This window comes from Enterobacter sp. CM29 (assembly GCF_013179605.1).
Lineage (GTDB): Bacteria > Pseudomonadota > Gammaproteobacteria > Enterobacterales > Enterobacteriaceae > Enterobacter > Enterobacter intestinihominis.
This window is the reverse complement of sequence record NZ_JABMCU010000022.1, coordinates 1-24,508: the sequence shown is the minus strand read 5'-3', so window position 1 is coordinate 24,508 and position 24,508 is coordinate 1. Positions and strand designations below refer to the sequence as shown.

Genomic DNA, 24,508 nt, shown 5'->3' with positions numbered 1-24,508 from the left:
CTATTTTTGGCAAGGATCCCGTCATGTTCGACCCTACACTACTCATACTTCTGGCCCTGGCTGCTCTGGGTTTTGTCAGCCACAATACCACCGTCGCGATTTCCATTCTGGTCCTGATCATCGTTCGCGTCACACCGTTGAACACCTTCTTCCCGTGGATAGAAAAACAGGGGCTTACCATCGGGATCATTATTTTGACCATCGGTGTGATGGCCCCGATTGCCAGCGGAACGCTACCGGCCTCAACGCTGCTGCACTCCTTTGTGAACTGGAAATCGCTGGTGGCGATTGCAGTGGGCGTTTTTGTCTCATGGCTTGGCGGGCGCGGCGTGACGCTGATGAGCAGCCAGCCTTCTCTGGTGGCCGGGCTGCTGGTGGGCACCGTTTTAGGCGTGGCGCTGTTTCGTGGCGTGCCGGTTGGCCCGCTGATTGCTGCCGGACTGGTTTCGCTGTTTATCGGGAAGTCGTAGTCAGGCTGGCGATATAGCGGGCGGGCGTCTGTCCCAGTCCTTTCTTGAACATGGTGATAAAGGCGGTGGTGGAGTCATACCCCAGCGCCTGCGCCGCCTGCTGGACCGACTTTCCGCCGATCAAAAACTGCAATGCGACAATCAGCTGGAGCTGGTGTCGCCAGCGGCGAAAGCTTAAGCCGGTCTCTTTCACCACCAGTCGCGCCAGGTTGCGCTCACTCATGGCAAAGTGGCTGGCCCACTGCGCCAGCGTCTGCCAGGCGGCAGGTTCGTTTGCCATGGTCTCACTCATCAGACGAATTTTCGGATGCGGAGATACCGGCAGCTGGAGATGCTCCTGCGGTTGCAGGGGCAGTTCATCAAACAGGACGTCAACCAGCCTTCCGGTAGCGGGAAGAGGCAGTTCCTCCTGTGACCTGTCCGCGAGCGCCAGCACCAGCTCCCGCACCAGGGGCGATATTTTCAACGTACAGGTACGCGTCGGTAATTCGAGCGCACCGGGTTCAATAAACAGCAGGCAGAGCTGCGCGCCGGGCGTCGCCTTGTTGCTGTGCGGCGTTTGACCCGGGATCCACACCGCATACTGGGGCGGCACCATCAGCATCGCGTTCTCTACTTCACAGGTGATCGCTCCTCCCAGCGCCATAATCAGCTGCCCTTTGCGGTGCTGATGCAGCGGAATGTACTGTTCTTGTGCCACCACGCGGATGCGAAAGGCCACCGCCGCGTCGTGCTGGCTATCGGGATCGTAGCCGTCGAGTCCCAGTCCATACATAAAGTTGTCCGATATTAGCGATAAACTGTCATTTTAGCCTGATTTCAACCACGACTTAAATCGGTATGGTATGCGCTCGCCTGAACGTAAGAGACAATAATGACTACTGCTATTCAACCTTCCGGGAAACAGGGCGCGCTGCTGGTTGCAGGCATCCTGATGATCGCCACGACGCTGCGCGTCACCTTTACCGGGGTCGCCCCCCTGCTCGACACCATCCGACAGGACTATGGCTTAAGCACGGCGCAAACCGGCCTGCTCACAACGCTGCCTCTGCTGGCCTTCGCCTTTATCTCTCCCCTTGCCGCAGGCGTCGCCCGGCGCCTGGGCATGGAGCGCAGCCTTTTTATCGCTCTGCTGCTGATTTGCATCGGGATTGGCGTACGTTCGCTGCCGTCGGCCTCGCTGCTGTTTATCGGTACGGCGATCGTGGGCTGTGGGATTGCGCTGGGCAATGTCCTGTTACCCGGATTAATCAAACGTGATTTTCCGGGCCAGGTCGCAAAACTGACGGGGGCTTATTCGCTGACGATGGGGGCCGCCGCTGCCGCAGGGTCGGCGCTGATCGTCCCGCTGTCGCTGGGGAATGCTGGCTGGCACGGGGCGCTGTTGATGCTGATGTTCTTCCCGCTGGTGGCGCTGCTGCTGTGGTTACCGCAATGGCGCCAGAGGCCGGCCGCCACCCTGACCGGCGCGGGCGCGTTGCACAATCGGGCAATCTGGCGCTCGGCACTCGCCTGGCAGGTGACGCTTTTTCTGGGCATTAACTCGCTGATTTACTACGTCATTATCGGCTGGTTACCCGCGATTTTACTTAGCCACGGCTACAGCGAAACGCAGGCTGGCTCCATGCACGGACTTCTCCAGCTGGCAACCGCTGTTCCCGGTCTCGCCATTCCGCTGATCCTGCACCGTCTTAACGATCAGCGTGGCATAGCCGGGCTTGTCGCTCTGATGTGCGCCGTCAGTGCGGCCGGGTTCTGGTTCGCGCCGGGGCTGGCCGTCGTCTGGACGCTGGTGTTTGGCTTTGGATCCGGCGCCACCATGATCCTCGGCCTGACGTTTATCGGACTGCGGGCCAGCTCGGCTCATCAGGCCGCCGCGCTCTCCGGCATGGCACAGTCGATTGGCTATCTGCTGGCGGCCTGTGGCCCACCGCTGATGGGGAAAATTCACGATACCGCCGGAGACTGGCGCATTCCGCTGCTGGCCTGCGCGCTGGCTGCGGTAGTGATGGCCCTGTGCGGCATGCTGGCCGGGCGTGACCGGGAGATCACACCCCGCTGACATTCAAGGCAGACCTGACGGTCTGCTTTTTTTATCCCTGCGCCGCCCGCAGCATGGCCTGTACCAGCACCACCGGGCGCCCTTGAAGCGCAGCCCGCTCATGCTGGAACAGGGTGATGACAAAGAAAGGATGGGTCAGCAGCTCTGCCGCGCGGATCTCGCCCTGCTCGTCCCAGCCCGTTACGCGCATGTCGCCCCGCTCAAGCTGGCTGGCAAACTCAGACGAGACGCCGTAATTGCAGTGATAACCTTCCTGAATTTCCGGCTTGCCGTACGCTTTGGCAATCAGCGTGTTGTTCCGCAGCTCAATCGCGTCGGTTTTTTCCACCAGCGAGCAGGCCAGCGGCGCAATCACCATCCTCCCCTCGGTATCGGTTTCGGCATGGCCTGCATCGTGCCAGCCCAGCACATTACGGGCATACTCAATCAGCGCGTGCTGGAACCCGCCGCAGGTGCCGAGAAAAGGGATGCTGTTCTCACGCGCGTAACGCGCGGCAATAAACGCCGCCTCGGTGTTTTTATACGGGCTTGCCGGTACCAGCCAGATGGCATCATACCCGACCAGGTCTTCGGGGTTGGTCAGCTCAGGCGTGGCGAGCCAGTCATAATCAGCGGTGAGATCCAGAACCGCAGCGGCGTCGTCAATCGCCAGCGGGATCGCCTGGTGCGCAATAACATCGGGATTGTAATCACCAACCAGCGCAATGCGCAGCGTCGTTTTAACCGGGGAGAGTTCCATGAGAGATTCCTTATGCCGGAGGATTTTCAGATAACATAAGGAACCTCAGACTACCGATCTTTTGCAATTATCACAATACCTTAAATTGGGTGGTTAAACGCCGGGTGCTATAGTGTTCTTGCCGAACGTCGCACGGTAGGAGGAAAACGGATGATTCAATGTAAGCGCGTCTATGAACAGGCAACGTCAGACGATGGTTACCGGGTGCTGGTAGACAGACTCTGGCCGCGAGGGATAAAAAAGACCGACCTCGCCTGTGATGAGTGGTGTAAAGCGCTAACGCCGTCCAGCGAACTGCGGAAAGCCTTTCACAGTGAAACGATCGATTTCACCGCGTTCAGTGAAGCCTATCGTAAAGAGCTGGCGCAGCAGCAGGATGAAGGCAAACGCCTGGCGGCCCTCGCCCGACAGCAGACCGTGACGCTACTCTATGGGGCGAAAAATACGGAGCAGAATCACGCGCGGGTACTGGCGGACTGGCTGCGTAAACTGTGATTAACCGATCGCCAGCTCATCAACGTTGTGTGGCATCTCGTCGGGAGTAAGCGGCATCAAATGTTCCGGGCGAACAAACGCAAAACCGTGCTGATTATCAAAGGCGTAAACATCACCGGTGACCAGCCACAGCGCACGCGCTGATGTATCAGGTAAATGCGTCATGACGCCGTTAACCGGGTTCACAAAACGCTGGCCCGGCTGACAAAGGCCAAACAGCTCCACGGATTTACCGATATTTCGACGGCCCGCCGTCGTACGCGCACCCACAATTATCGCCATGCTGCCCGGTTTTAACTGAAACATACTTCTTCTCGCAAACGTACCGCCAAAAACTGGCTAAGAATAATCCTAAAGAGAAGTGTATCGCAGTTTTATTGCCGTTGTCATCTGGTCGGTTGCGGGTGATCGCGGCGATAGAGATCCCATTCATCGATCACTTCCCCGCCTGGCAATTTGCACTCGGTACGTACGCCCTGCGGGCTTTGTACAGGGATTTGCTCTCCCCCTTTCTCCAGACAGTACACTGACGCCGGATTTGCCATACCAATAGCGTGCGGCGGTTGAGGCGCATCGGGAGGAGGTGTCTTTGTTGAGCATGCGGCCAGCGGTAAAACCAGCGCCAGGAGAAGATATTTCATTATCATGATCCTTCAGGGTGTTGAAAACGTCAGAGTAACGGGTCATCGCCGTTTTCTCCATGATTTCTCCATTAAACCTGCACGATTCATCCCTATAGTGGTGTCTGTTCTCACTCTGACCAGAGAACATCATTCCGTAATCAAGATGTTTTGCCCCGATCTCAACATCGGGGCTTTTTTTAGCCTCTCCTTCATCCGCTTTCAGAAGAATCTATAAAATTAATCCAGTTCATGTTTTACTATGACCGGAGTCTATATTTTCAGCATAACATGCAGATACAGAGGTCTTCTGCATGGGAGTCAACCTGCCTCATGTCAGATATCATTCTTGCCCGTGTTTCAGAAACCCTCTCCACCGAGCAATCTCTCGACAGTCTGGTGCGTCAGCTACTGGAAATGCTGGAAATTGTGACGGATATGGAATCAACCTACCTGACCAAAATCGATATCAACGCGCGTTTGCAGCACATTTTATATGCCCGTAACAGCAAGCAAATGCAGATCCCGGAAGGGTTCAGCGTGCCCTGGGACGAAACGCTCTGTAAGCGCGCCATGGATAGCGACACCTTGTTCAGTAACGAGGTGCCCGACCGCTGGCCGGAGTGTGAAGCGGCAAAAGCACTGGGTATTACAACCTATATGAGCGTGCCGGTTCACCTGGCTGACGGTTCTCTGTACGGCACGCTTTGCGCTGCCAGCACCGCACAGAAACAGTTCAGCGAGCGTGGCGAGCAGGTGATCAGGCTCTTTGCCGGGTTAATTGGTCAGTACATTCAGAAAGAGTCGCTTGTGCTTCAGCTTCGTGAAGCAAATGCGGCGCTCATTGCCCACTCTTACACCGACGCCCTTACCGGCCTGCCGAATCGTCGCGCCATTTTTGAAAACCTTACCACCCTGTTCTCACTGGCGCGCCATCTTAACCGCAACGTCATGATTGCCTTTATTGATCTCGATGATTTCAAGCGAATCAATGATCAGTACGGTCATGAAGCGGGCGATCGGTTCCTCGTTCAGGTCGGCAATCGACTGACTCACCAGCAAACGCAGGACGAAATTATCGGCCGGCTCGGCGGCGATGAATTTCTGGTTGCCAGCCTGAGTCACAGCAATGATGGCGACGCCAGCACAGAGGTCAACGCTATCAAAACCCGCCTCAACGGCCGTATCGCGGGTGAATATGGGTTAGGTAATGTCACTATTCTCTATCCCGGTGCAAGCTATGGCGTCGTTATTGTTGATCCTCACTGCACAGATGAAGATAGTGCCCTGCGCACCGCAGACCTCGCGATGTATCAGGATAAAAAAGGAAAAAACAAAACAGGCTTTGTCGCGTTAGATTAAAACCGTACACTCTACGGCCTTATACAAACTCAAACAGGTGATGGCATGAGAATAGGGATCCTCTTTCCGGTGGTTATTTTTATCACGGCAGTCGTGTTTTTAGGCTGGTTTTTCCTTGGCGGTTACGCCGCGCCGGGGGCATAAATGAGAAAAACGACCCTCATCATGCTGATTGTCGCCATCGTGGCCGTCGCCGGTACGCAGTTTGGCTGGTGGTAACGCCCAAAGTAAAAAGGCCGCCCTCAGGCAGCCTTTTTTAACACAGGTCAGATTTAGCTTTTGATTTTTCTGTAGATAAACAGAACAACCAGCGCGCCAATCACCGCGACGACAAAGCTGCCGAAGTTGAAGCCATCAACTCTGCCAAAGCCGAACAGGGTACTGATCCAGCCACCGACGACTGCACCTACAATCCCCAGAACGATCGTGACGATGAAACCGCCGCCATCTTTGCCCGGCATAATCCACTTCGCCAGGATCCCCGCAATCAGCCCAAAGATAATCCAGGATAAAATTCCCATAGCTTTCCTCTCTGTATGGTTTTTGTCATTAAATCAACGACACAGAAAAGGATAGCACAGGATCTGAGAAAGGAAATTTGTGATAAGAATCACACGGTTCGTTTGAGTAAAATCTGAGCAATAAAAATTGCCGTTCCACACTCATCGTGGGGTTGCATCTTTTACTGAGAAAGATTATCTTTCTCATTACTGAATAGTTGAGCAAATCACTCAGGTATTCAGTACGACATTGCTCACATTGCTTCCAGTATTTCTTGCCCACTTTTTAGTGGGCTTTTTTTTGCCTCACCCCACCAAAATCTGGCGTTTTTTCCCAGGAGGTGAACCGCTATTCTCTGTGGCTACTGAACAGCAAAGTGAATCTGATAACATGAACGTATCGAGCAAGTTCGTCATCTGCCTTAATCTTGTTTCTGCCAGTACGCTACTGTTACTGCTCTCAACACGGTTTGAGTGGTTCTGAGATGTAATGAGTCGGCATGGTGGCTTTCCTTTCAATTACGTGCGGGCTTAACGCGCATACTTGTAGCTTTAATGACCTGTGTTAAGATCCCTGCACCTCAGGACGTGGCGGGACAGCAGGAAAATGAACAAGGCCATTGCCGTTGCTATCATCTCAACCTTTATGGTCGTCCTGTCGCTGTATGCGGTTAACGCCATTATCGTTGAGCAGCAAAAGGACCGGCAGAGGGAGATCTCCCACACGCTCTTACGCTATTCCGAAGACTTGACGCAAAATATCGCCAGTACGCTTAAAAATACCTCCGCGAAGGGATGCGATAACGCCAGCCTGAACGTCTACCGTAATTTAAAGATGCAGAGTCTCTATTTCGCCGATGTGGGGTTTATTGAAAATGGGAAAATTACCTGCACCGCATTTTGGGGCAAGCTGGCAAATCCCATCGCCCTTCCCTCTGAGCTTCACAACACCCTGAACGGATTCAGTCTGGCGCAATTTTCACAGAAAGATTTTTTTGTAGGCAATGCGACAATTTATAACCATCTTATTATCTTCACATCACGTTCAGCCTACGATAAATTCTCTCCGGTCACCGCCAACTATTCACTTCGTTCTACCACGAAAGATTTCGACCGAACCTTTTTTACCGTTACGTCACCTACAGAAAACCTTAGCCGCTTGTCGTCACTGTTATTCACACAGACCGTGACGCAGTGCAGCACGCGCTGGGATTTGTGCGTTACCGTCACCCACCACAATGCCGGACTGGCATCGCTCTCCCGCGTAGTGATGGTGCTCCTGTGCCTGTTTTTATACTTTATCTGGGTATCCCTGACGCTGTTTTCTCTTCGACTTTATGAAGATCGACTTTCTCTTGAGCGAACGCTGGTCAAGGCGGTGATAGCGAATACTATCAGCGTTCATTTTCAGCCCATAATTCGGGTTGCTGATAAGAAAATCGTCGGGGTTGAAGTCTTATCAAGATGGCAGGATAACAATCACAAAGAGGTTTCTCCTGAGCTGTTTATCCCGTTAATTAAAAAAATTGGTCTGTATAACGTTTATTATCAGAACATGATAAAGAAATCCCTGGCGGAAATTGCCGGGCTGGCGGCCGAACATCAGTTAATGATTTCACTGAACGTTGGCCGGACGGAAATTGAAGACGGCAAATTTCTGGCGGTATTACGTCATGCATGCTTAGAGAACGCTATTCCCTTATCGTTAATCAAAGTTGAGTTATCCGAGAATGGCGTTTCCACCTCGGCCATCCTTGAAGAGTTTTGTGAGGATCTTAAATCGGCAGGCGTCAAAATTTCAATAGACGATTTTGGCGTGCAAAACTCTAATCTGGCAAGGCTGTCCAATCTCAAATATGACGAAATCAAAGTGGATAAGTCGTTAGTGGATGGCATCAACGAGCATTATAAACAGGATATCCTGGTGATCTTTAGCGACGCGCTCGCTAAACTGCACAAAACCCTGGTGTTTGAGGGAGTCGAAAGCGAAACGCAATATCAGTTCATCGCGCAGAGATACCCCGATGCCCTCGTGCAAGGCTGGTACTTTTCAAAATCACTAACCCGGCACGACCTCGCCAGCCTGCTGGCTTACTCAGCGCGATGAAGCGTTATTCATTGCCCCATTGATTCAGGAAGTTCGCAATATCGTCAATGCGCGCTTCATCTATCTCCGCCTGGACAGCCATCTCCCGCTGCGCCTCTTCACTGATTTCCTCATTGTTGTATAAGCGAGTGAGCAGCAGCTGAAAATAGTGTGCCAGTGGCGTACGCTCCGCCTCTTCTGGCGGTTTTGCCGTTTCAGTCGCATACTCGTCGACGATGTCATAATACTTGAGCGGGATATCATGGGTCATAGCGTTGTTTTCCGTCTTGTGTGCATAAAAAACGGGAACCCTCAGGCTCCCGTTGTCATTTAACCCAGCGAGTGGATTACATGTTCGCGATAATCGCGTCGCCAAACTCTGAGCATTTCAGCAGTTTAGCGCCTTCCATCAGACGTTCAAAGTCATAGGTGACGGTTTTCGCGTTAATCGCGCCTTCCATACCCTTAACAATCAGGTCTGCGGCTTCGAACCATTCCATATGACGCAGCATCATCTCTGCGGACAGAATGATAGAGCCTGGGTTGACTTTGTCCTGGCCTGCATATTTCGGTGCAGTACCGTGAGTTGCTTCAAACAGGGCGCACTCGTCACCGATGTTCGCGCCCGGGGCGATACCGATACCACCGACCTGCGCTGCCAGCGCATCAGAGATGTAGTCGCCGTTCAGGTTCATACAGGCGATCACGTCATATTCAGCAGGACGCAGCAGGATCTGTTGCAGGAACGCATCGGCGATCACATCTTTAATGATGATCTCTTTACCGGTGTTCGGGTTTTTAATTTTCTGCCATGGGCCGCCGTCGATCAGTTCACCGCCGAACTCTTCGGTCGCCAGCTGGTAGCCCCAGTCTTTGAACGCACCTTCGGTGAACTTCATGATATTGCCTTTGTGAACCAGGGTCACAGAGTCACGATCGTTGGTGATAGCGTATTCGATGGCGGCACGCACCAGACGCTTGGTCCCTTCTTCGGAGCACGGCTTGATGCCTATGCCGCAATGCTCAGGGAAGCGAATTTTCTTCACGCCCATCTCTTCGCGCAGGAATTTAATCACTTTTTCTGCATCAGCAGAATCCGCTTTCCATTCGATACCGGCGTAGATGTCTTCAGAGTTTTCACGGAAGATGACCATGTCGGTCAGTTCCGGGTGCTTAACCGGGCTTGGAGTGCCCTGGTAGTAACGCACCGGACGCAGACACACATACAGATCCAGTTCCTGACGCAGCGCCACGTTCAGGGAGCGAATGCCGCCGCCAACTGGCGTGGTCAGAGGGCCTTTGATAGCAACGCGATAGTCGCGGATCAGGTCCAGCGTTTCGGCTGGCAGCCAGACGTCCTGGCCATAAACTTGAGTCGATTTTTCACCGGTGTAAATTTCCATCCAGGAAATTTTACGCTCGCCTTTGTAGGCTTTCTCAACAGCGGCATCAACCACTTTCAGCATTGCCGGGGTAACGTCTACACCGATACCGTCACCTTCGATGAACGGGATAATCGGGTTGTGAGGAACGTTAATCTTGCCGTTTTGCAGGGTGATCTTTTTACCTTCCGCCGGAACAACTACTTTGCTTTCCATTAACCTCTCCTTCGAGCGCTTCTGGTTGTTACTGATCTTATGTTAATAAATTGTAATGAGCCTTCCGATAGTACCTGATTGTCCGACGCCATGAAAGGTCTTCGTTATTAGGCTATAATGCGGCAATTGATAACGCCTGAAAATACCATGAAGAAAACTTCTTTTAGAAAACACCGGGTTGAGCGATTCAGCTCACGACAAGCCACCAGAAGAACGCCAGAACCCCAGCCAACGCGGGTCATACTGTTCAATAAACCCTACGATGTATTGCCGCAGTTTACCGACGAGGCCGGGCGCAGCACGCTGAAGGATTTTATCCCCGTTCAGGGGGTCTACGCGGCCGGGCGTCTGGATCGCGACAGCGAGGGGCTGCTGGTGCTTACCAATGACGGCGTGCTCCAGGCCAGGCTTACTCAGCCGGGCAAACGCACCGGAAAAATTTACTATGTGCAGGTTGAAGGCGAGCCGGACGACGCGTCGCTGGCAAAGCTGCGCAACGGCGTAACGCTGAACGATGGTCCTACCCTGCCAGCTGGTATTGAGCGCGTGAATGAACCCGAGTGGCTGTGGCCGCGCAACCCGCCGATTCGTGAGCGCAAATCGATTCCCACCAGCTGGCTTAAAATCACCCTTTATGAAGGCCGCAACCGACAGGTCAGGCGCATGACTGCGCATGTGGGCTTCCCTACCCTGCGACTCATTCGCTACGCCATGGGCAGCTACACGCTGGACTCGCTGGCTAACGGGGAATGGCGGGATGTTACCCCTAAGGAGAACTGATGTTTAAACCCCATGTTACGGTCGCCTGCGTGGTCCACGCGCAGGGGAAATTCCTGGTGGTGGAAGAGACCATCAACGGCAAAGCGCTTTGGAATCAGCCAGCCGGGCATCTTGAAGCCAACGAAACCTTATTGCAGGCAGCGAAACGCGAGCTCTGGGAAGAGACGGGTATCCGCGCCGAACCGCAGCACTTTATCCGTATGCATCAGTGGATAGCGCCTGACCAGACACCTTTCCTGCGCTTTTTATTCGCCGTTGAGCTTAACGAAACGTGCGCCACTGAACCGCACGACGACGATATCGATCGCTGCCTGTGGGTGACCGCAGACGAGATCCTGAGCGCGCCAAACCTGCGCTCGCCGCTGGTTGCGGAAAGCATCCGCTGCTGGCAGTCTGCGGCGCGCCTGCCGCTGGATGTCATTGCAGAATTTAACTGGCCGTTTACAGAGGGTGTCAATGGTGGGGGGGCGTGATAGAATACGCCGCCTTGAAGTTCAATGTCGTGAGTATTCCATGTCAGATAACAGCCAGAAAAAAGTGATCGTCGGCATGTCCGGCGGTGTCGATTCCTCCGTTTCCGCCTACCTGTTGCAGCAACAGGGCTATAAGGTGGAGGGCCTGTTCATGAAGAACTGGGAGGAAGACGATGGCGAGGAATACTGCACTGCCGCTGCGGATCTCGCCGATGCGCAGGCCGTGTGCGATAAGCTCGGCATCGAACTGCACACCGTTAACTTTGCCGCAGAATACTGGGACAACGTTTTTGAACTCTTCCTCGAAGAGTACAAAGCGGGCCGCACGCCAAACCCGGATATCCTGTGTAACAAAGAGATCAAATTCAAAGCCTTCCTGGAATTCGCCGCGGAAGATCTGGGCGCAGACTACATTGCGACCGGCCACTACGTGCGTCGCGCGGATGTGAATGGTAAAAGCCAGCTGCTGCGCGGTCTGGATGGCAATAAAGATCAGAGCTACTTCCTCTACACGCTGAGCCATGAACAGATTGCCCAAAGTCTGTTCCCGGTCGGCGAGCTGGAAAAGCCGGAAGTGCGTAAGATTGCTGAAGATTTGGATCTGATCACCGCGAAGAAAAAAGACTCCACCGGTATCTGTTTTATCGGCGAGCGTAAATTCCGCGAGTTCCTGGGGCGCTACCTGCCTGCACAGCCAGGCAAAATCGTCACCGTTGACGGTGATGAGATTGGTCAGCACCAGGGGCTGATGTACCACACTCTCGGCCAGCGTAAAGGTCTGGGTATCGGCGGCACCAAAGAGGGCAGCGAAGATCCGTGGTACGTGGTCGACAAAGATGTCGAAAACAATATTCTGGTGGTGGCTCAGGGTCACGACCATCCGCGCCTGATGTCCGTTGGACTTATCGCGCAACAGCTGCACTGGGTCGATCGCGAGCCGCTGAAAGGCACGCTGCGCTGCACCGTGAAAACGCGCTACCGCCAGACGGACATCCCTTGCACCGTCACCGCACTGGATGACGATCGCATTGACGTGCGTTTCGACGAACCGGTTTCCGCCGTTACCCCTGGCCAGTCAGCTGTTTTCTACAGCGGCGAAATTTGCCTCGGCGGTGGGATCATTGAACAGCGCCTGCCGCTGCCTGCTGTTTAAACCGTTTGCACACATAAAGGAGACCGCGTGGCGAAGAACTATTACGACATCACCCTGGCGCTGGCGGGAATTTGCCAGTCAGCCCGTCTGGTGCAACAGCTGGCGCATCAGGGTCATTGCGACGCTGATGCCCTGCACGTTTCACTCAACAGCGTTATCGATCTTAACCCAGGCTCCACGCTGGGCGTCTTTGGCGGCAGTGAAACCAATCTTCGTCTCGGTCTTGAAACCCTGCTCGGCGTGCTCAACGCCAGTAACCGTCAGGGGTTGAACGCGGAACTGACCCGCTACACCTTAAGCCTGATGGTGCTGGAACGTAAGCTGAACGCGGCGAAAGGCGCAATGAATACCCTGGGCGATCGCATCGCCGGGCTACAGCGCCAGCTCGACCACTTTGACCTCCAGTCTGAGACCCTGCTGAGCGCGATGGCCGGTATCTACGTCGACGTAATTAGCCCGCTCGGCCCGCGTATTCAGGTCACCGGTTCGCCTGCCGTATTGCAAAGCCCACAGGTACAGGCGAAGGTACGCGCTTCGCTGCTGGCAGGCATCCGTGCCGCCGTGCTGTGGCAACAGGTCGGCGGTGGCCGCCTACAGCTCATGTTTTCTCGTCATCGCCTGACGACTCAGGCAAAACAAATTCTTGCTCATTGTTAACCTCCCGGAGTTGCGAATTATGGAATTATCCTCACTGACCGCCGTATCCCCTGTCGATGGACGCTACGGCGATAAAGTCAGCGCGCTGCGCGGGATCTTCAGCGAATATGGCCTGCTGAAGTTCCGTGTTCAGGTTGAAGTGCGCTGGCTGCAAAAGCTGGCCGCCCAGACAGCAATCAAGGAAGTTCCTGCTTTTGACGCAAAGGCAAACGATTACCTTGATAAAATCGTTGCTGAGTTCAGCGAAGAAGATGCCGCGCGTATTAAAACCATCGAACGCACCACCAACCACGACGTGAAAGCGGTTGAATACTTCCTGAAAGAGAAAGTGGCAAGCGTCCCTGCCCTGCACGCGGTATCTGAATTTATTCACTTCGCCTGTACCTCTGAAGATATTAACAACCTGTCTCACGCGCTGATGCTCTCTACCGCACGCAAAGAGGTGGTACTCCCTTACTGGCGTAAAATCATCGATGCGGTGAAAGCGCTGTCCGTGGAATACCGCGATATTCCGCTGTTGTCCCGTACTCACGGCCAGCCAGCAACCCCATCCACCATGGGTAAAGAGATGGCGAACGTGGCGTACCGCATGGAACGCCAGTATCGTCAGCTGGAGCAGGTTGAGATCCTCGGCAAAATCAACGGCGCGGTGGGTAACTACAACGCCCACATTGCGGCGTACCCGGAAGTGGACTGGCACCAGTTCAGTGAAGAGTTCGTGACGTCTCTGGGGATCCAGTGGAACCCGTACACCACCCAGATTGAGCCGCACGACTACATCGCTGAGCTGTTTGACTGCATTGCGCGCTTCAACACCATCCTGATCGACTTCGATCGTGACGTCTGGGGCTACATCGCCCTGAACCACTTCAAGCAGAAGACTATCGCCGGGGAAATCGGTTCGTCCACCATGCCGCACAAAGTGAACCCAATCGACTTCGAAAACTCCGAAGGTAACCTGGGCCTGGCGAATGCCGTGTTGCAGCATATGGCGAGTAAGCTGCCGGTCTCCCGCTGGCAGCGCGACCTGACTGACTCCACGGTGCTGCGTAACCTGGGCGTGGGTATTGGCTACGCGCTGATCGCCTACCAGTCCACCCTGAAGGGTGTGAGCAAGCTGGAGGTGAACCGCGACCGTCTGCTGGACGAGCTGGATCACAACTGGGAAGTGCTGGCGGAGCCGATTCAGACCGTGATGCGTCGTTATGGCATCGAAAAACCGTACGAGAAACTCAAAGAGCTGACCCGCGGTAAACGCGTTGATGCTGAGGGTATGAAACAGTTTATCGATGGTCTGGCGCTGCCCGAAGAAGAAAAAGCGCGCCTGAAAGAGATGACCCCGGCAAACTATATTGGCCGCGCCATTACTATGGTTGACGAGCTGAAGTAATCACCCTCCCCCTTTCCACCCGGAAAGGGGGCTGCTTTTCATCATCGTGTCGACGTTCACACCCCGTTACAGGCTCTGCCTGGATTACAACCTGTTGTCAGGCTGGTTGTTATTTTTCGCCGTGGAATAACTTTCCGGAATATATCGTTTTAAGCCGAACGGGCATAGCCTGAACTGGCACGGGGTCTCAACCGTGCATGGACGATCCATCTCCTGCCGGTTACCTGGACACGCGTTTTTCTGTTTGAACCCCATCCAGCCTATTGATGTATAGGGCATTGCCTGCGCTATCCATACCCTACGCCGCCGATCGTTAATCAGGATACCCTGGTTTGAGGTGGTGATGATTTCACCGGCACGAACGTAATAATCCCCTTTTAGCCAAAGGATATAATTCAGGCCATATTGTGTTTCAACTTTGCAAAAGATGGTTCCACTTTCCGGGCTCGCAATAGTCTCAACAACCTTCCATTCCATAGAATCCTCTTTACTCACTATATTGCTGTTTTGTTGTGTAAAAATGCTGATTTTCTGGCACATCTTATGCAAATCTAATTTCGCACCATAAAATAAGCGTAGACAAAGACAGCCATAGTGAGAACATCCTTACAAAAAAAAGGGCAATCTTTACAAAACTGGCGTGCCCGTTCTGTCAAAAAAGCGACTCGCCTTCAACCGTTCATAAACGGATGGATGTTTTATCCGGATTGCGAAAGCGTGCGAAAACAAGTCAGTTTATATTACCCGCGCCTTCTGGGGGCGTATGAGGCTTATGTGAGGTGGGTGGGCGATATGAAACAGGATCAGGTCAACATACTTAATAATCAGATGCCTGGCGTAATGCCACCTGTCTTCGGAAGCATGAAAAAAATCATTTAATTTCATAACGCTGGTGTCAACCTGGATAATCAGCGTTAAACTATTCATACCATTTATAAAGGGAGAAATGATGATGCGCGTACTGGTTGTTGAGGATAACGCATTGCTACGTCATCACCTGAAAGTTCAACTTCAGGAGATGGGTCATCAGGTGGACGATGCTGAAGACGCAAAAGAGGCCGATTATTATCTCAATGAACACCTGCCGGACATCGCCATTGTCGATTTAGGGCTGCCGGATGAAGACGGATTATCTCTTATCCGCCGCTGGCGTAGCCATGACGTTTCCCTGCCGGTACTGGTGCTGACTGCTCGCGAAGGCTGGCAGGACAAGGTTGAAGTGTTGAGCGCAGGCGCAGATGACTACGTGACCAAACCCTTCCATATTGAAGAAGTCGCCGCGCGTATGCAGGCGCTGCTGCGCCGCAACAGCGGGCTGGCGTCACAGGTGATCTCTCTGCCGCCGTTCCAGGTGGATCTCTCCCGCCGCGAATTTTCAATAAATGATGAAGTAATCAAGCTGACCGCATTCGAATACACCATCATGGAAACGCTGATCCGTAACAACGGTAAAGTGGTGAGCAAAGATTCCCTGATGCTTCAGCTTTATCCGGATGCCGAACTGCGCGAAAGCCACACCATTGACGTGCTGATGGGCCGCCTGCGCAAAAAAATTCAGGCACAGTACCCGCACGACGTGATTACCACCGTGCGTGGTCAGGGCTACCTGTTCGAATTACGCTAAATGAAAGGGATTTTGCGCCACATTTTACCCCTTTCACTGCGGGTTCGCTTTCTGCTGGCAACCGCCGCCGTCGTGCTCGTGCTGTCCCTCTCTTACGGAATGGTGGCGTTGGTCGGGTACAGCGTAAGCTTCGATAAAACCACCTTCCGCCTGCTTCGCGGCGAAAGTAATCTGTTCTATACCCTGGCGAAATGGGAGAACAACCAAATCACCGTCGAGATGCCGGAAAACCTGAACCAGCAGAGCCCAACGCTGGCACTCATTTACGATGAAAAAGGAAAATTGCTGTGGGCGCAGCGCGACGTCCCCTGGCTGAAAAAGCGCATCCGTCCGGAATGGCTTAAAACCAATGGTTTTCACGAAATAGAAGCCGACCTCAACTCTACCAGCATCCTGCTGCGTGACGATCGGGCGTTACAGAACAAGCTCAATGAGATCCGCGCTGAAGATGACGACACGGAGATGACCCACTCGGTGGCCATCAACCTGTATCCCGCCACTCTGAACATGCCGCAGCTGACCATTGTAGTGATCGATACCATACCGGTTGAGCTAAAACGTTCGTATATGGTCTGGAACTGGTTCGTGTACGTTCTGGCTGCCAACCTGCTGCTGGTGATCCCTCTCCTGTGGGTTGCTGCGTGGTGGAGCCTCCGCCCGATTGAATCCCTTGCCAAAGAGGTGCGCGAGCTGGAGGAACATCACCGCGAGAAGCTTAACCCTGAAACTACGCGCGAACTGACCAGCCTGGTGCGCAACCTCAACCGCCTGCTGAAAAGCGAACGTGAACGTTACGACAAGTATCGCACGACGCTCACCGATCTTACGCACAGCCTGAAAACCCCGCTGGCAGTGATGCAAAGTACACTGCGTTCAATGCGCAGTTCGAAAATGAGCGTGGATGACGCCGAGCCGGTAATGCTGGAGCAAATCAGCCGTATTTCACAGCAGATTGGTTATTACCTGCACCGCGCGAGCATGCGTTCCGGAAGCGCCTTATTGAGCCGTGAACTGCACCCGGTAGCCCCGCTGCTGGATAACCTCACCTCTGCGCTGAACAAGGTTTACCAGCGTAAAGGGGTAAACATCAGTCTGGATATCTCACCGGAAATAAGCTTTGTTGGCGAGAAGAATGACTTTATGGAAGTGATGGGAAATCTGCTCGATAACGCCTGCAAATATTGTCTGGAGTTTGTCGAGGTGTCCGCGCGCGTAACGGATAACGAACTGCATATTATCGTTGAGGATGATGGTCCTGGCATTCCCCATAATAAACGCGAGGTGGTATTCGATCGCGGTCAGCGCGCCGATACGCTGCGCCCGGGCCAGGGTGTCGGATTATCCGTCGCCCGGGAAATTGTCGATCAGTACGAGGGCAAGATTGAAACCGGCGAAAGTTTGCTGGGCGGTGCCCGTATGGAAGTCATTTTTGGCCGCCAACAGCCCGTATTGAACGATAGTTAACCCGAAATGTGAAAAATACGCGGATCTCGCAGTCAGGGGTCGGTGCTTCCGTTATAATCCGTCTCAGTAAGAGCCTGCGGAATACAAAAATATGGATTATCAATTAACGCTTAACTGGCCCGAATTTATTGAACGTTACTGGCAAAAACGCCCGGTCGTTCTTAAACGCGGGATCAGCAATTTTATCGACCCTATATCTCCTGACGAACTCGCTGGTCTGGCGATGGAAAACGAGGTAGACAGCCGTCTGGTGAGCCATCAGGACGGGAAATGGCAGGTCAGCCACGGTCCCTTTGAAAGCTACGATCACCTGGGCGAAAGCAACTGGTCTTTACTGGTGCAGGCGGTCAACAACTGGCACGAACCCACCGCAGCCTTGATGCGTCCCTTCCGCGCCCTCCCAGACTGGCGAATGGACGATCTGATGATCTCCTTCTCTGTTCCCGGTGGCGGCGTGGGTCCGCATCTTGATCAGTACGACGTGTTTATCATTCAGGGTACCGGTCGCCGTCGCTGGCGAGTGGGCGAAAAAGTGCCAATGAAGCAGCACTGCCCGCACCCGGATCTGCTCCAGGTTGATCCGTTTGAAGGGATCATTGATGAAGAGCTGGAGCCAGGCGACATTCTGTATATCCCGCCAGGCTTCCCGCATGAAGGTTATTCCCTGGAAAACTCGCTAAACTATTCGGTTGGTTTCCGCGCGCCAAGCGGCCGCGAGATGATCAGCGGATTTGCTGACTATGTTTTACAGCGCGAGCTGGGCAGCTATCGTTACAGCGATCCGGATGTTCCGGCGCGTGAGCACCCGGCCGATATTCTGCCAGATGAGCTGGATAAGCTGCGCGGTATGATGCTGGATCTGATCAACGAACCGGAGCACTTCAGACAGTGGTTTGGCGAGTTTATCAGCCAGTCGCGTCACGAACTGGACGTCGCACCGCCAGAGCCGCCGTATCAGGCAGATGAAATTTATGATGCCCTCCAGCAGGGCGATAAGCTGGTTCGTCTGGGCGGATTACGTGTATTGCGCATTGGCGAAGAGGTATTCGTCAACGGCGAGCGCCTGGACTCTCCACACCGTCCGGCACTGGAAGCGATTGCCAGCCATATGGTGCTGTCTGCGGATACCTTTGGCGACGCGCTGGACGATCCCTCCTTCCTCGCCATGCTGGCCGCGCTGGTTAACAGCGGGTACTGGTTTTTTGAGGACTGAGTCATGATGTTTGCCGGGTGGCGGCTACGCCTTACCCGGCCTACAAAAGCCGTTCCCGTAGGCCCGGTAAGCGATGCGCCACCGGGCTTTTTTTACTTCCGCTCCCCCGCCGCAAAATCCTCAATCTCACCCGCCCAGTCTGCCGGATATAACCCCTCCCGCACGTCCCGATGAAACGTTGAATAGGGCCAGTCGACGACTTTCCCGACATAGCCATGCTTCAGCGGATTGATGTAGACGTAATCCATATGCCGCCGGTAATCCTGTTCATTGCGAATAGTGTGCTCCCAGAAACGCGGTTGCCAGACGTGGCGCATCTCAATGTTGCGGCTAAACATTTTTTTGATGTCGCGCCAGCGCGACGAAAAGTCACTGTCCCCTTCCGGTAAGGTCCAGATACAGTGCATATGTTCAGGCAGGATAACCCAGGCGTTAATGGTGAAGGGCTTCGCATGCTTAACCGTGGCGGTAGCGGAACGCAGGCTGTCGATGTGGCGGGTAAGTAAATCGCTCTGACGGTTTTGCAGATTGACGGTGAAAAACCAGGTCCCACCGGGGATGTAGTGGCGGCGGTAGTTTGACATTTGAACTCCCTGTTCATGTGCCGGGTGGCGGCTACGCCTTACCCGGCCTACAAAAGCCTTTACTGTAGGCCCGGTAAGCGCAGCGCCACCGGGCATTTTCTTACCGCTTCGCGGTTAACTCTGCTATCCGCACAATCACCTGCACCGCTTTTTCCATCCCTTCCAGCGTCACGAACTCATGCTTGCCGTGGTAGTTATATCCACCGGTAAACAGGTTCGGGCACGGCAGGCCCATAAATGACAGCTGCGAACCATCGGTTCCACCACGGATCGGTTTCATCACCGGCTCGATATCACAATCGCGCATCGCCTGCTGGGCGATATCAAGAATGTGCGGATGCTCCATCACCTTCTCGCGCATATTGTAATAGCTGTCTTCGATGATGAGCTCAATATAGCAATCCGGATGCAGCCCCTTGCCGACCTTTTTCGCGATCTCCATCATCTTACGCTTGCGCGCTTCAAAGGCTTTGCGGTCAAAATCGCGGACGATATAGTGCATCTGCGCGCTGTCCACGTTCCCCTTGATGCTGGTCAGATGATAAAAACCCTCATACCCTTCCGTCATCTCCGGGCTCTCTTCGGCAGGAACTTCCGCATGAATACGCGCAGCCAGCGACAGCGCATTCACCATCACCCCTTTCGCAGAGCCCGGGTGCACGTTATTCCCGACGATTTTGATCGTCACCGATGCCGCGTTAAAGTTTTCATACTCAAGTTCACCCACGCCGCCACCGTCGACGGTGTAGGCCCACTGAGCGTTAAACGCCTCAACGTCAAAATGTTTCGCGCCTTTTCCTACCTCTTCATCCGGCGTGAAGGCCACGCGGATATCGCCATGTGGGATATTTTTGCCCTTCAGCACCGCCAGCGCCGTCATGATCTCGGCGATACCCGCTTTGTCATCGGCCCCCAGCAAGGTTTTGCCGTCGGTGGTGATTAACGTCTGCCCCAGCAGCTGATGCAGTACCGGGAACATCACCGGCGACAGCACTTCGTCGCCAATGCCCAGCGCAATATCTCCGCCGCGGTAGTTTTCAACAATCTGCGGATTAACGTGTTTACCGCTAAAATCAGGTGAGGTATCGACATGAGAAATAAAGCCAATCGCCGGGATATCTCCCTCAACGTTGGCCGGCAGCGTTCCCATCACGGTCCCCTTTTCACTGAGCGTGACATCAACCAGCCCCATGGCCTCCAGCTGCTCTTTCAGCAGATTTAGCAGCTTCCACTGGCCTTCGGTGCTTGGCACCTGTCGGACCCCCGGCTTAGATTGGGTATCCAGCGAAACGTAATGTAAGAAACGCTCAAGTAGTTTATCCATGCAGTCACCCTCACTTTTTGTGACAACATTATCATTAAGCAGCAAAACGCAAATATTGCGTCAGGTCACTTTTATCCCGCAAACGAGAACTTTTTACGTTTATATCGTTCTGCGTTAATAAATGTAGCTTATGAATAAGTGAGAAGGATTGGCGATTCAATGGGTTTGCCGTAGAATGTCCGCCCTCATTACGAGTCACCAAGGTGGTTACACACAAACCCCGCTTCAGTCTGCTGCCTGAGGCGTCTATATGGGACAGCGCGAAAATTGAATACACAACCCCGTTCCCTTTCACCGCTGGTGCAACTGGAACGAATTCGTAAAAGTTTCGATGGCAAAGATGTCATTTCCGATCTTAATCTGACCATCAATGACGGTGAGTTTCTCACGCTGCTTGGCCCCTCCGGCTGCGGCAAAACCACCGTCCTGCGCCTTATTGCCGGGCTGGAAAGCGTCGATAACGGCCATATCCATCTTGAGAACCAGGACATTACCCAGGTCCCTGCCGAAGATCGCCACGTCAATACCGTCTTTCAGAGCTATGCCCTGTTCCCGCACATGACCGTGTTTGAGAACGTGGCGTTTGGCCTGCGGATGCAAAAAACACCCGCCAGCGAGATCCCGCCGCGCGTTACCGAAGCCCTGCGCATGGTGCAGCTGGAGGCATTCGCCCAGCGCAAGCCGCATCAACTTTCTGGTGGTCAGCAGCAGCGTGTGGCTATTGCCCGCGCCGTGGTCAACAAACCACGCCTGCTCCTGCTGGATGAATCCCTCTCCGCGCTGGACTACAAGCTGCGCAAGCAGATGCAGAACGAGCTGAAAGCGCTTCAGCGTAAGCTCGGCATCACGTTCGTGTTTGTCACTCACGATCAGGAAGAAGCCCTGACTATGTCAGACCGTATCGTGGTGATGCGTGAGGGCAAGATTGAGCAGGACGGCACGCCGCGTGAAATTTACGAGGAGCCGAAAAACCTGTTCGTCGCCAGCTTCATTGGCGAAATCAATATTTTCAACGCCTCGGTGATTGAGCGTCTGGACGAGCAGCGCGTACTCGCCAACGTGGAAGGCCGCGAATGCAACATCACGGTGAACTTTGCCGTGGAAAAGGGACAAAGGCTCAACGTTCTGCTGCGCCCGGAAGATCTTCGCGTCGATGAGATCCACGACACGGCTGACGCCGAAGGTCTGATCGGTTACGTTCGCGAACGCAACTACAAAGGGATGACCCTCGAATCCGTTGTGGAACTGGAAAACGGCAAAATGGTGATGGTTAGTGAGTTCTTCAACGAGGACGATCCGGACTTCGACCACTCGCTGGATCAGAAGATGGTCATCAACTGGGTAGAAAGCTGGGAGGTTGTACTGGCTGATGAAGAACACAAGTAAGTTCCAGAATGTGGTGATTGCCACGATCGTCGGTTGGCTTGTGTTGTTTGTCTTTCTTCCCAACCTGATGATCATCGTAACCAGCTTCCTGACCCGCGACGACGCGAACTTCGTCGCAATGGTCTTTACGCTGGACAACTACGCACGCCTGCTCGATCCGCTCTACTTTGACGTGCTGCTGCACTCGCTCAATATGGCGCTGATTGCCACCGTTGCCTGTCTGGTGCTGGGGTATCCGTTCGCGTGGTTCCTGGCTCGCCTGCCGCAAAAAGTGCGTCCGCTGCTGCTGTTTTTACTGATTGTGCCATTCTGGACCAACTCGTTAATCCGCATATATGGGCTGAAAATCTTCCTCAGCACCAAAGGTTATCTTAACGAGTTTCTGCTGTGGCTTGGGGTTATTGATACGCCGATCCGCATTATGTTCACTCCGAGCGCGGTGATCGTCGGCCTGGTCTATATCCTGCTGCCGTTTATGGTGATGCCGCTTTACTCAAGCATTGAAAAGCTTGATAAACCACTTCTGGAAGCCGCGAGAGACCTGGGGGCCAGCAAGCTGCAAACCTTTATCCGCATCATTATCCCGCTGACCATGCCGGGCATTATTGCCGGATGTCTGCTGGTCATGCTGCCTGCGATGGGCCTGTTCTACGTGTCGGACCTGATGGGCGGGGCGAAAAACCTGCTGATCGGCAACGTGATCAAGAGCCAGTTCCTGAACATCCGCGACTGGCCGTTCGGCTCGGCCACCAGCATTACGCTGACGGTGGTAATGGGGCTGATGCTGCTGGTTTACTGGCGTGCCTCACGCCTGCTGAATAAGAAGGTGGAGCTGGAATGATCGGTCGACTGCTTCGCGGCGGTTTTATGACCGCCATTTATGCGTATCTTTATATTCCGATAATCATTTTGATCGTGAACTCCTTTAACAGTTCACGCTTCGGGATCAACTGGCAAGGGTTTACCACCAAATGGTATGGCCTGCTGATGAACAATGACAGCCTGCTACAGGCCGCTCAGCACTCGCTGACGATGGCGGTATTCTCTGCCACCTTCGCGACGCTGATTGGCTCGCTGACCGCCGTGGCGCTGTACCGCTACCGTTTTCGCGGTAAGCCGTTCGTCAGCGGTATGCTGTTTGTGGTGATGATGTCCCCGGACATCGTGATGGCCATTTCACTGCTGGTGCTGTTTATGCTGCTGGGCGTCCACCTCGGTTTCTGGTCGCTGCTGTTTTCGCATATCACCTTCTGCCTGCCGTTTGTGGTGGTAACCGTCTACGCCCGACTGAAAGGGTTCGACGTACGCATGCTGGAAGCGGCGAAAGATCTGGGTGCCAGCGAGATGACCATTCTTCGCAAAATCATCCTGCCGCTGGCGATGCCTGCCGTGGCAGCCGGATGGCTGCTCAGCTTTACCCTGTCGATGGACGACGTGGTCGTGTCCTCCTTCGTCACCGGGCCGAGCTACGAAATTCTACCGTTGAAGATCTACTCAATGGTGAAAGTCGGTGTTTCACCCGAAGTGAACGCGCTGGCGACTATTCTGTTGGTGTTATCGCTGGTTCTGGTGATTGCCAGCCAGGTTATTGCTCGTGATAAAACAAAATCTCAGGGGACACAGAAATGAAAAAAATGCTTGCCGCTGCGGCACTGGTGCTCGGAATGGGTGCCGCGCATGCTGATGACAGCAAAACGCTCTATTTCTACAACTGGACCGAGTATGTGCCGCCGGGCCTGCTGGAGCAGTTCACCAAAGAGACGGGCATCAAGGTGATCTATTCGACCTACGAGTCGAATGAAACCATGTACGCCAAGCTCAAAACCTATAAAGATGGCGCGTATGACCTGGTGGTGCCGTCGACCTATTTCGTCGACAAGATGCGCAAAGAAGGCATGATCCAGAAGGTCGATAAAACGAAGCTAACCAATTTTTCAAACCTCGATCCTGAGATGCTAAACAAGCCATTCGACCCGAACAACGATTATTCCATTCCGTACATCTGGGGCGCGACGGCAATTGGCGTCAACAGCGATGCCGTTGATCCAAAAACGGTTTCATCCTGGGCTGATCTTTGGAAGCCGGAATACAAAAGCAGCCTGCTGTTAACCGATGATGCGCGCGAAGTGTTCCAGATTGCGCTGCGTAAACTCGGCTACTCCGGCAACACCACCGATCCGAAAGAGATCGAAGCGGCGTATAACGAACTGAAAAAGCTGATGCCAAACGTGGCGGCGTTCAACTCGGATAACCCGGCTAACCCGTATATGGAAGGTGAAGTGAATCTGGGGATGGTCTGGAACGGCTCTGCGTTTGTGGCGCGTCAGGCCGGTACGCCGCTGGAGGTGGTCTGGCCGAAAGAGGGCGGCATCTTCTGGATGGACAGCCTCGCGATCCCGGCTAATGCGAAAAACGTCGATGGCGCCCTGAAGCTGATTAACTTCCTGCTGCGCCCGGATGTGGCAAAACAGGTGGCGGAAACTATTGGTTATCCGACACCAAACCTGGCCGCGCGGAAGCTGTTAAGT

Annotated in this window: 30 protein-coding genes; 20 read left to right on the top strand and 10 right to left on the bottom strand. The window is 53.9% G+C overall.

The window, feature by feature from the left end:
* Window positions 1-23 precede the first annotated feature (23 nt).
* Window positions 24-470: a DUF441 domain-containing protein gene (locus HP459_RS04960; protein ID WP_003857881.1), complete on the top strand. Its 447-nt coding sequence runs from the start codon at window positions 24-26 to the stop codon at window positions 468-470.
* Here the strand turns inward: HP459_RS04960 and HP459_RS04955 are convergent.
* Window positions 454-1,245, bottom strand: a complete 792-nt coding sequence (locus HP459_RS04955; RefSeq protein WP_023305889.1) for a helix-turn-helix transcriptional regulator — start codon at window positions 1,243-1,245, stop codon at window positions 454-456. The two genes, HP459_RS04960 and HP459_RS04955, sit on opposite strands and share 17 nt — an antisense overlap.
* Window positions 1,246-1,344: 99 nt before the next feature.
* Here HP459_RS04955 and HP459_RS04950 point away from each other — a divergent pair, with 99 nt between their 5' ends.
* Window positions 1,345-2,532, top strand: a complete 1,188-nt coding sequence (locus HP459_RS04950; RefSeq protein ID WP_023299822.1) for a CynX/NimT family MFS transporter — start codon at window positions 1,345-1,347, stop codon at window positions 2,530-2,532.
* Between the two features lie 31 nt (window positions 2,533-2,563).
* Here the strand turns inward: HP459_RS04950 and HP459_RS04945 are convergent, their stop codons facing one another.
* Entirely contained in the window at window positions 2,564-3,271 is a 708-nt protein-coding gene (locus HP459_RS04945; RefSeq protein WP_022647780.1) for a CTP synthase, read from the bottom strand.
* A gap of 150 nt (window positions 3,272-3,421) precedes the next feature.
* On the opposite strand from HP459_RS04945, the gene HP459_RS04940 reads away from it, so the two are divergent.
* Window positions 3,422-3,766 carry a DUF488 domain-containing protein gene (locus tag HP459_RS04940; protein ID WP_108367731.1) on the top strand — a complete coding sequence of 115 codons (345 nt, stop codon included), beginning with the start codon at window positions 3,422-3,424 and terminating at the stop codon, window positions 3,764-3,766.
* Here the strand turns inward: HP459_RS04940 and HP459_RS04935 are convergent, their stop codons facing one another.
* Window positions 3,767-4,072, bottom strand: coding sequence for a hypothetical protein (locus tag HP459_RS04935; RefSeq protein WP_023299820.1), 306 nt, complete (start codon window positions 4,070-4,072; stop codon window positions 3,767-3,769). It abuts the gene before it with no gap.
* An 80-nt stretch (window positions 4,073-4,152) separates the two neighbouring features.
* Window positions 4,153-4,407: a DUF333 domain-containing protein gene (locus HP459_RS04930; protein WP_022647777.1), complete on the bottom strand. Its 255-nt coding sequence runs from the start codon at window positions 4,405-4,407 to the stop codon at window positions 4,153-4,155.
* A 312-nt stretch (window positions 4,408-4,719) separates the two neighbouring features.
* Here HP459_RS04930 and HP459_RS04925 point away from each other — a divergent pair, with 312 nt between their 5' ends.
* The 3 genes from HP459_RS04925 to yoaJ are packed head-to-tail and all read left to right on the top strand — an operon-like array spanning window position 4,720 to window position 5,967.
* Entirely contained in the window at window positions 4,720-5,748 is a 1,029-nt protein-coding gene (locus HP459_RS04925; RefSeq protein WP_063163242.1) for a sensor domain-containing diguanylate cyclase, read from the top strand.
* Window positions 5,749-5,793: 45 nt separating this feature from the next.
* Complete coding sequence (locus HP459_RS04920) at window positions 5,794-5,892, top strand: YoaK family small membrane protein (RefSeq protein ID WP_015570793.1); 99 nt, start codon at window positions 5,794-5,796, stop codon at window positions 5,890-5,892.
* Entirely contained in the window at window positions 5,893-5,967 is a 75-nt protein-coding gene (yoaJ, locus tag HP459_RS23740; protein ID WP_071841870.1) for a protein YoaJ, read from the top strand.
* Between the two features lie 53 nt (window positions 5,968-6,020).
* Here yoaJ and HP459_RS04910 read toward each other — a convergent pair whose 3' ends face one another.
* Entirely contained in the window at window positions 6,021-6,269 is a 249-nt protein-coding gene (locus HP459_RS04910) for a GlsB/YeaQ/YmgE family stress response membrane protein (protein ID WP_022647775.1), read from the bottom strand.
* Window positions 6,270-6,639: 370 nt separating this feature from the next.
* Between HP459_RS04910 and yncL the strand changes: the two genes are divergently transcribed.
* The gene (gene yncL / locus HP459_RS04905; RefSeq protein WP_071524166.1) at window positions 6,640-6,732 is read left to right on the top strand and encodes a stress response membrane protein YncL; all 93 of its coding nucleotides are present in this window, start codon (window positions 6,640-6,642) and stop codon (window positions 6,730-6,732) included.
* Window positions 6,733-6,855: 123 nt separating this feature from the next.
* Window positions 6,856-8,355: a cyclic diguanylate phosphodiesterase gene (locus HP459_RS04900; RefSeq protein ID WP_023305887.1), complete on the top strand. Its 1,500-nt coding sequence runs from the start codon at window positions 6,856-6,858 to the stop codon at window positions 8,353-8,355.
* A gap of 4 nt (window positions 8,356-8,359) precedes the next feature.
* Here the strand turns inward: HP459_RS04900 and HP459_RS04895 are convergent, their stop codons facing one another.
* Together HP459_RS04895 and icd are read right to left on the bottom strand one after the other, a co-directional pair.
* On the bottom strand, window positions 8,360-8,605 hold the full coding sequence (locus HP459_RS04895; RefSeq protein WP_022647773.1) for a DUF2543 family protein: 246 nt from the start codon (window positions 8,603-8,605) through the stop codon (window positions 8,360-8,362).
* A 76-nt stretch (window positions 8,606-8,681) separates the two neighbouring features.
* Window positions 8,682-9,932 (bottom strand): NADP-dependent isocitrate dehydrogenase, encoded by a 1,251-nt coding sequence (icd, locus tag HP459_RS04890; RefSeq protein WP_003857898.1) that lies wholly within the window; start codon window positions 9,930-9,932, stop codon window positions 8,682-8,684.
* Between the two features lie 117 nt (window positions 9,933-10,049).
* On the opposite strand from icd, the gene rluE reads away from it, so the two are divergent.
* From rluE to purB, 5 genes are read left to right on the top strand one after another with little or no spacing between them, the layout of a single operon-like run.
* Entirely contained in the window at window positions 10,050-10,712 is a 663-nt protein-coding gene (gene rluE, locus HP459_RS04885) for a 23S rRNA pseudouridine(2457) synthase RluE (RefSeq protein ID WP_062932503.1), read from the top strand.
* A complete protein-coding gene (locus HP459_RS04880; RefSeq protein WP_032624461.1) occupies window positions 10,712-11,185 on the top strand; it encodes an NUDIX hydrolase in 474 nt (157 codons plus the stop codon). Before rluE ends, HP459_RS04880 begins: the two co-directional genes overlap by 1 nt.
* Window positions 11,186-11,225: 40 nt before the next feature.
* Entirely contained in the window at window positions 11,226-12,338 is a 1,113-nt protein-coding gene (mnmA, locus tag HP459_RS04875; protein ID WP_032103856.1) for a tRNA 2-thiouridine(34) synthase MnmA, read from the top strand.
* A 27-nt stretch (window positions 12,339-12,365) separates the two neighbouring features.
* Window positions 12,366-12,995, top strand: coding sequence for a high frequency lysogenization protein HflD (gene hflD, locus HP459_RS04870; RefSeq protein WP_006809213.1), 630 nt, complete (start codon window positions 12,366-12,368; stop codon window positions 12,993-12,995).
* Between the two features lie 19 nt (window positions 12,996-13,014).
* Complete coding sequence (gene purB / locus HP459_RS04865) at window positions 13,015-14,385, top strand: adenylosuccinate lyase (protein WP_023305884.1); 1,371 nt, start codon at window positions 13,015-13,017, stop codon at window positions 14,383-14,385.
* An 84-nt stretch (window positions 14,386-14,469) separates the two neighbouring features.
* On the opposite strand, the gene HP459_RS04860 is transcribed toward purB, so the two are convergent.
* Window positions 14,470-14,862 carry a hypothetical protein gene (locus HP459_RS04860; protein WP_022647769.1) on the bottom strand — a complete coding sequence of 131 codons (393 nt, stop codon included), beginning with the start codon at window positions 14,860-14,862 and terminating at the stop codon, window positions 14,470-14,472.
* 475 nt (window positions 14,863-15,337) lie between these two features.
* Here HP459_RS04860 and phoP point away from each other — a divergent pair, with 475 nt between their 5' ends.
* The 3 genes from phoP (at window position 15,338) to HP459_RS04845 (ending at window position 18,686) form a co-directional block, all read left to right on the top strand.
* Window positions 15,338-16,009 carry a two-component system response regulator PhoP gene (phoP, locus tag HP459_RS04855; RefSeq protein ID WP_026094318.1) on the top strand — a complete coding sequence of 224 codons (672 nt, stop codon included), beginning with the start codon at window positions 15,338-15,340 and terminating at the stop codon, window positions 16,007-16,009.
* Window positions 16,010-17,473 carry a two-component system sensor histidine kinase PhoQ gene (phoQ, locus tag HP459_RS04850; RefSeq protein ID WP_022647768.1) on the top strand — a complete coding sequence of 488 codons (1,464 nt, stop codon included), beginning with the start codon at window positions 16,010-16,012 and terminating at the stop codon, window positions 17,471-17,473.
* A gap of 91 nt (window positions 17,474-17,564) precedes the next feature.
* On the top strand, window positions 17,565-18,686 hold the full coding sequence (locus HP459_RS04845; RefSeq protein ID WP_171935983.1) for a cupin domain-containing protein: 1,122 nt from the start codon (window positions 17,565-17,567) through the stop codon (window positions 18,684-18,686).
* A 92-nt stretch (window positions 18,687-18,778) separates the two neighbouring features.
* Here the strand turns inward: HP459_RS04845 and HP459_RS04840 are convergent, their stop codons facing one another.
* Both HP459_RS04840 and pepT read right to left on the bottom strand, forming a co-directional pair.
* On the bottom strand, window positions 18,779-19,270 hold the full coding sequence (locus tag HP459_RS04840; RefSeq protein WP_023299811.1) for a transposase: 492 nt from the start codon (window positions 19,268-19,270) through the stop codon (window positions 18,779-18,781).
* Between the two features lie 100 nt (window positions 19,271-19,370).
* Complete coding sequence (gene pepT, locus HP459_RS04835; protein ID WP_032624465.1) at window positions 19,371-20,594, bottom strand: peptidase T; 1,224 nt, start codon at window positions 20,592-20,594, stop codon at window positions 19,371-19,373.
* Between the two features lie 237 nt (window positions 20,595-20,831).
* Here pepT and potA point away from each other — a divergent pair, with 237 nt between their 5' ends.
* The 4 genes from potA to potD all read left to right on the top strand — a co-directional run.
* Window positions 20,832-21,980 carry a spermidine/putrescine ABC transporter ATP-binding protein PotA gene (gene potA / locus HP459_RS04830; protein ID WP_164720198.1) on the top strand — a complete coding sequence of 383 codons (1,149 nt, stop codon included), beginning with the start codon at window positions 20,832-20,834 and terminating at the stop codon, window positions 21,978-21,980.
* A complete protein-coding gene (gene potB / locus HP459_RS04825) occupies window positions 21,964-22,821 on the top strand; it encodes a spermidine/putrescine ABC transporter permease PotB (RefSeq protein WP_022647763.1) in 858 nt (285 codons plus the stop codon). The genes potA and potB overlap by 17 nt, the downstream gene beginning before the upstream one ends.
* Window positions 22,818-23,609, top strand: a complete 792-nt coding sequence (gene potC / locus HP459_RS04820; protein WP_171935982.1) for a spermidine/putrescine ABC transporter permease PotC — start codon at window positions 22,818-22,820, stop codon at window positions 23,607-23,609. The genes potB and potC overlap by 4 nt, the downstream gene beginning before the upstream one ends.
* The coding region (gene potD, locus HP459_RS04815; protein WP_171935981.1) for a spermidine/putrescine ABC transporter substrate-binding protein PotD at window positions 23,606-24,508 on the top strand (903 nt) is incomplete at its 3' end. The genes potC and potD, both read left to right, overlap by 4 nt.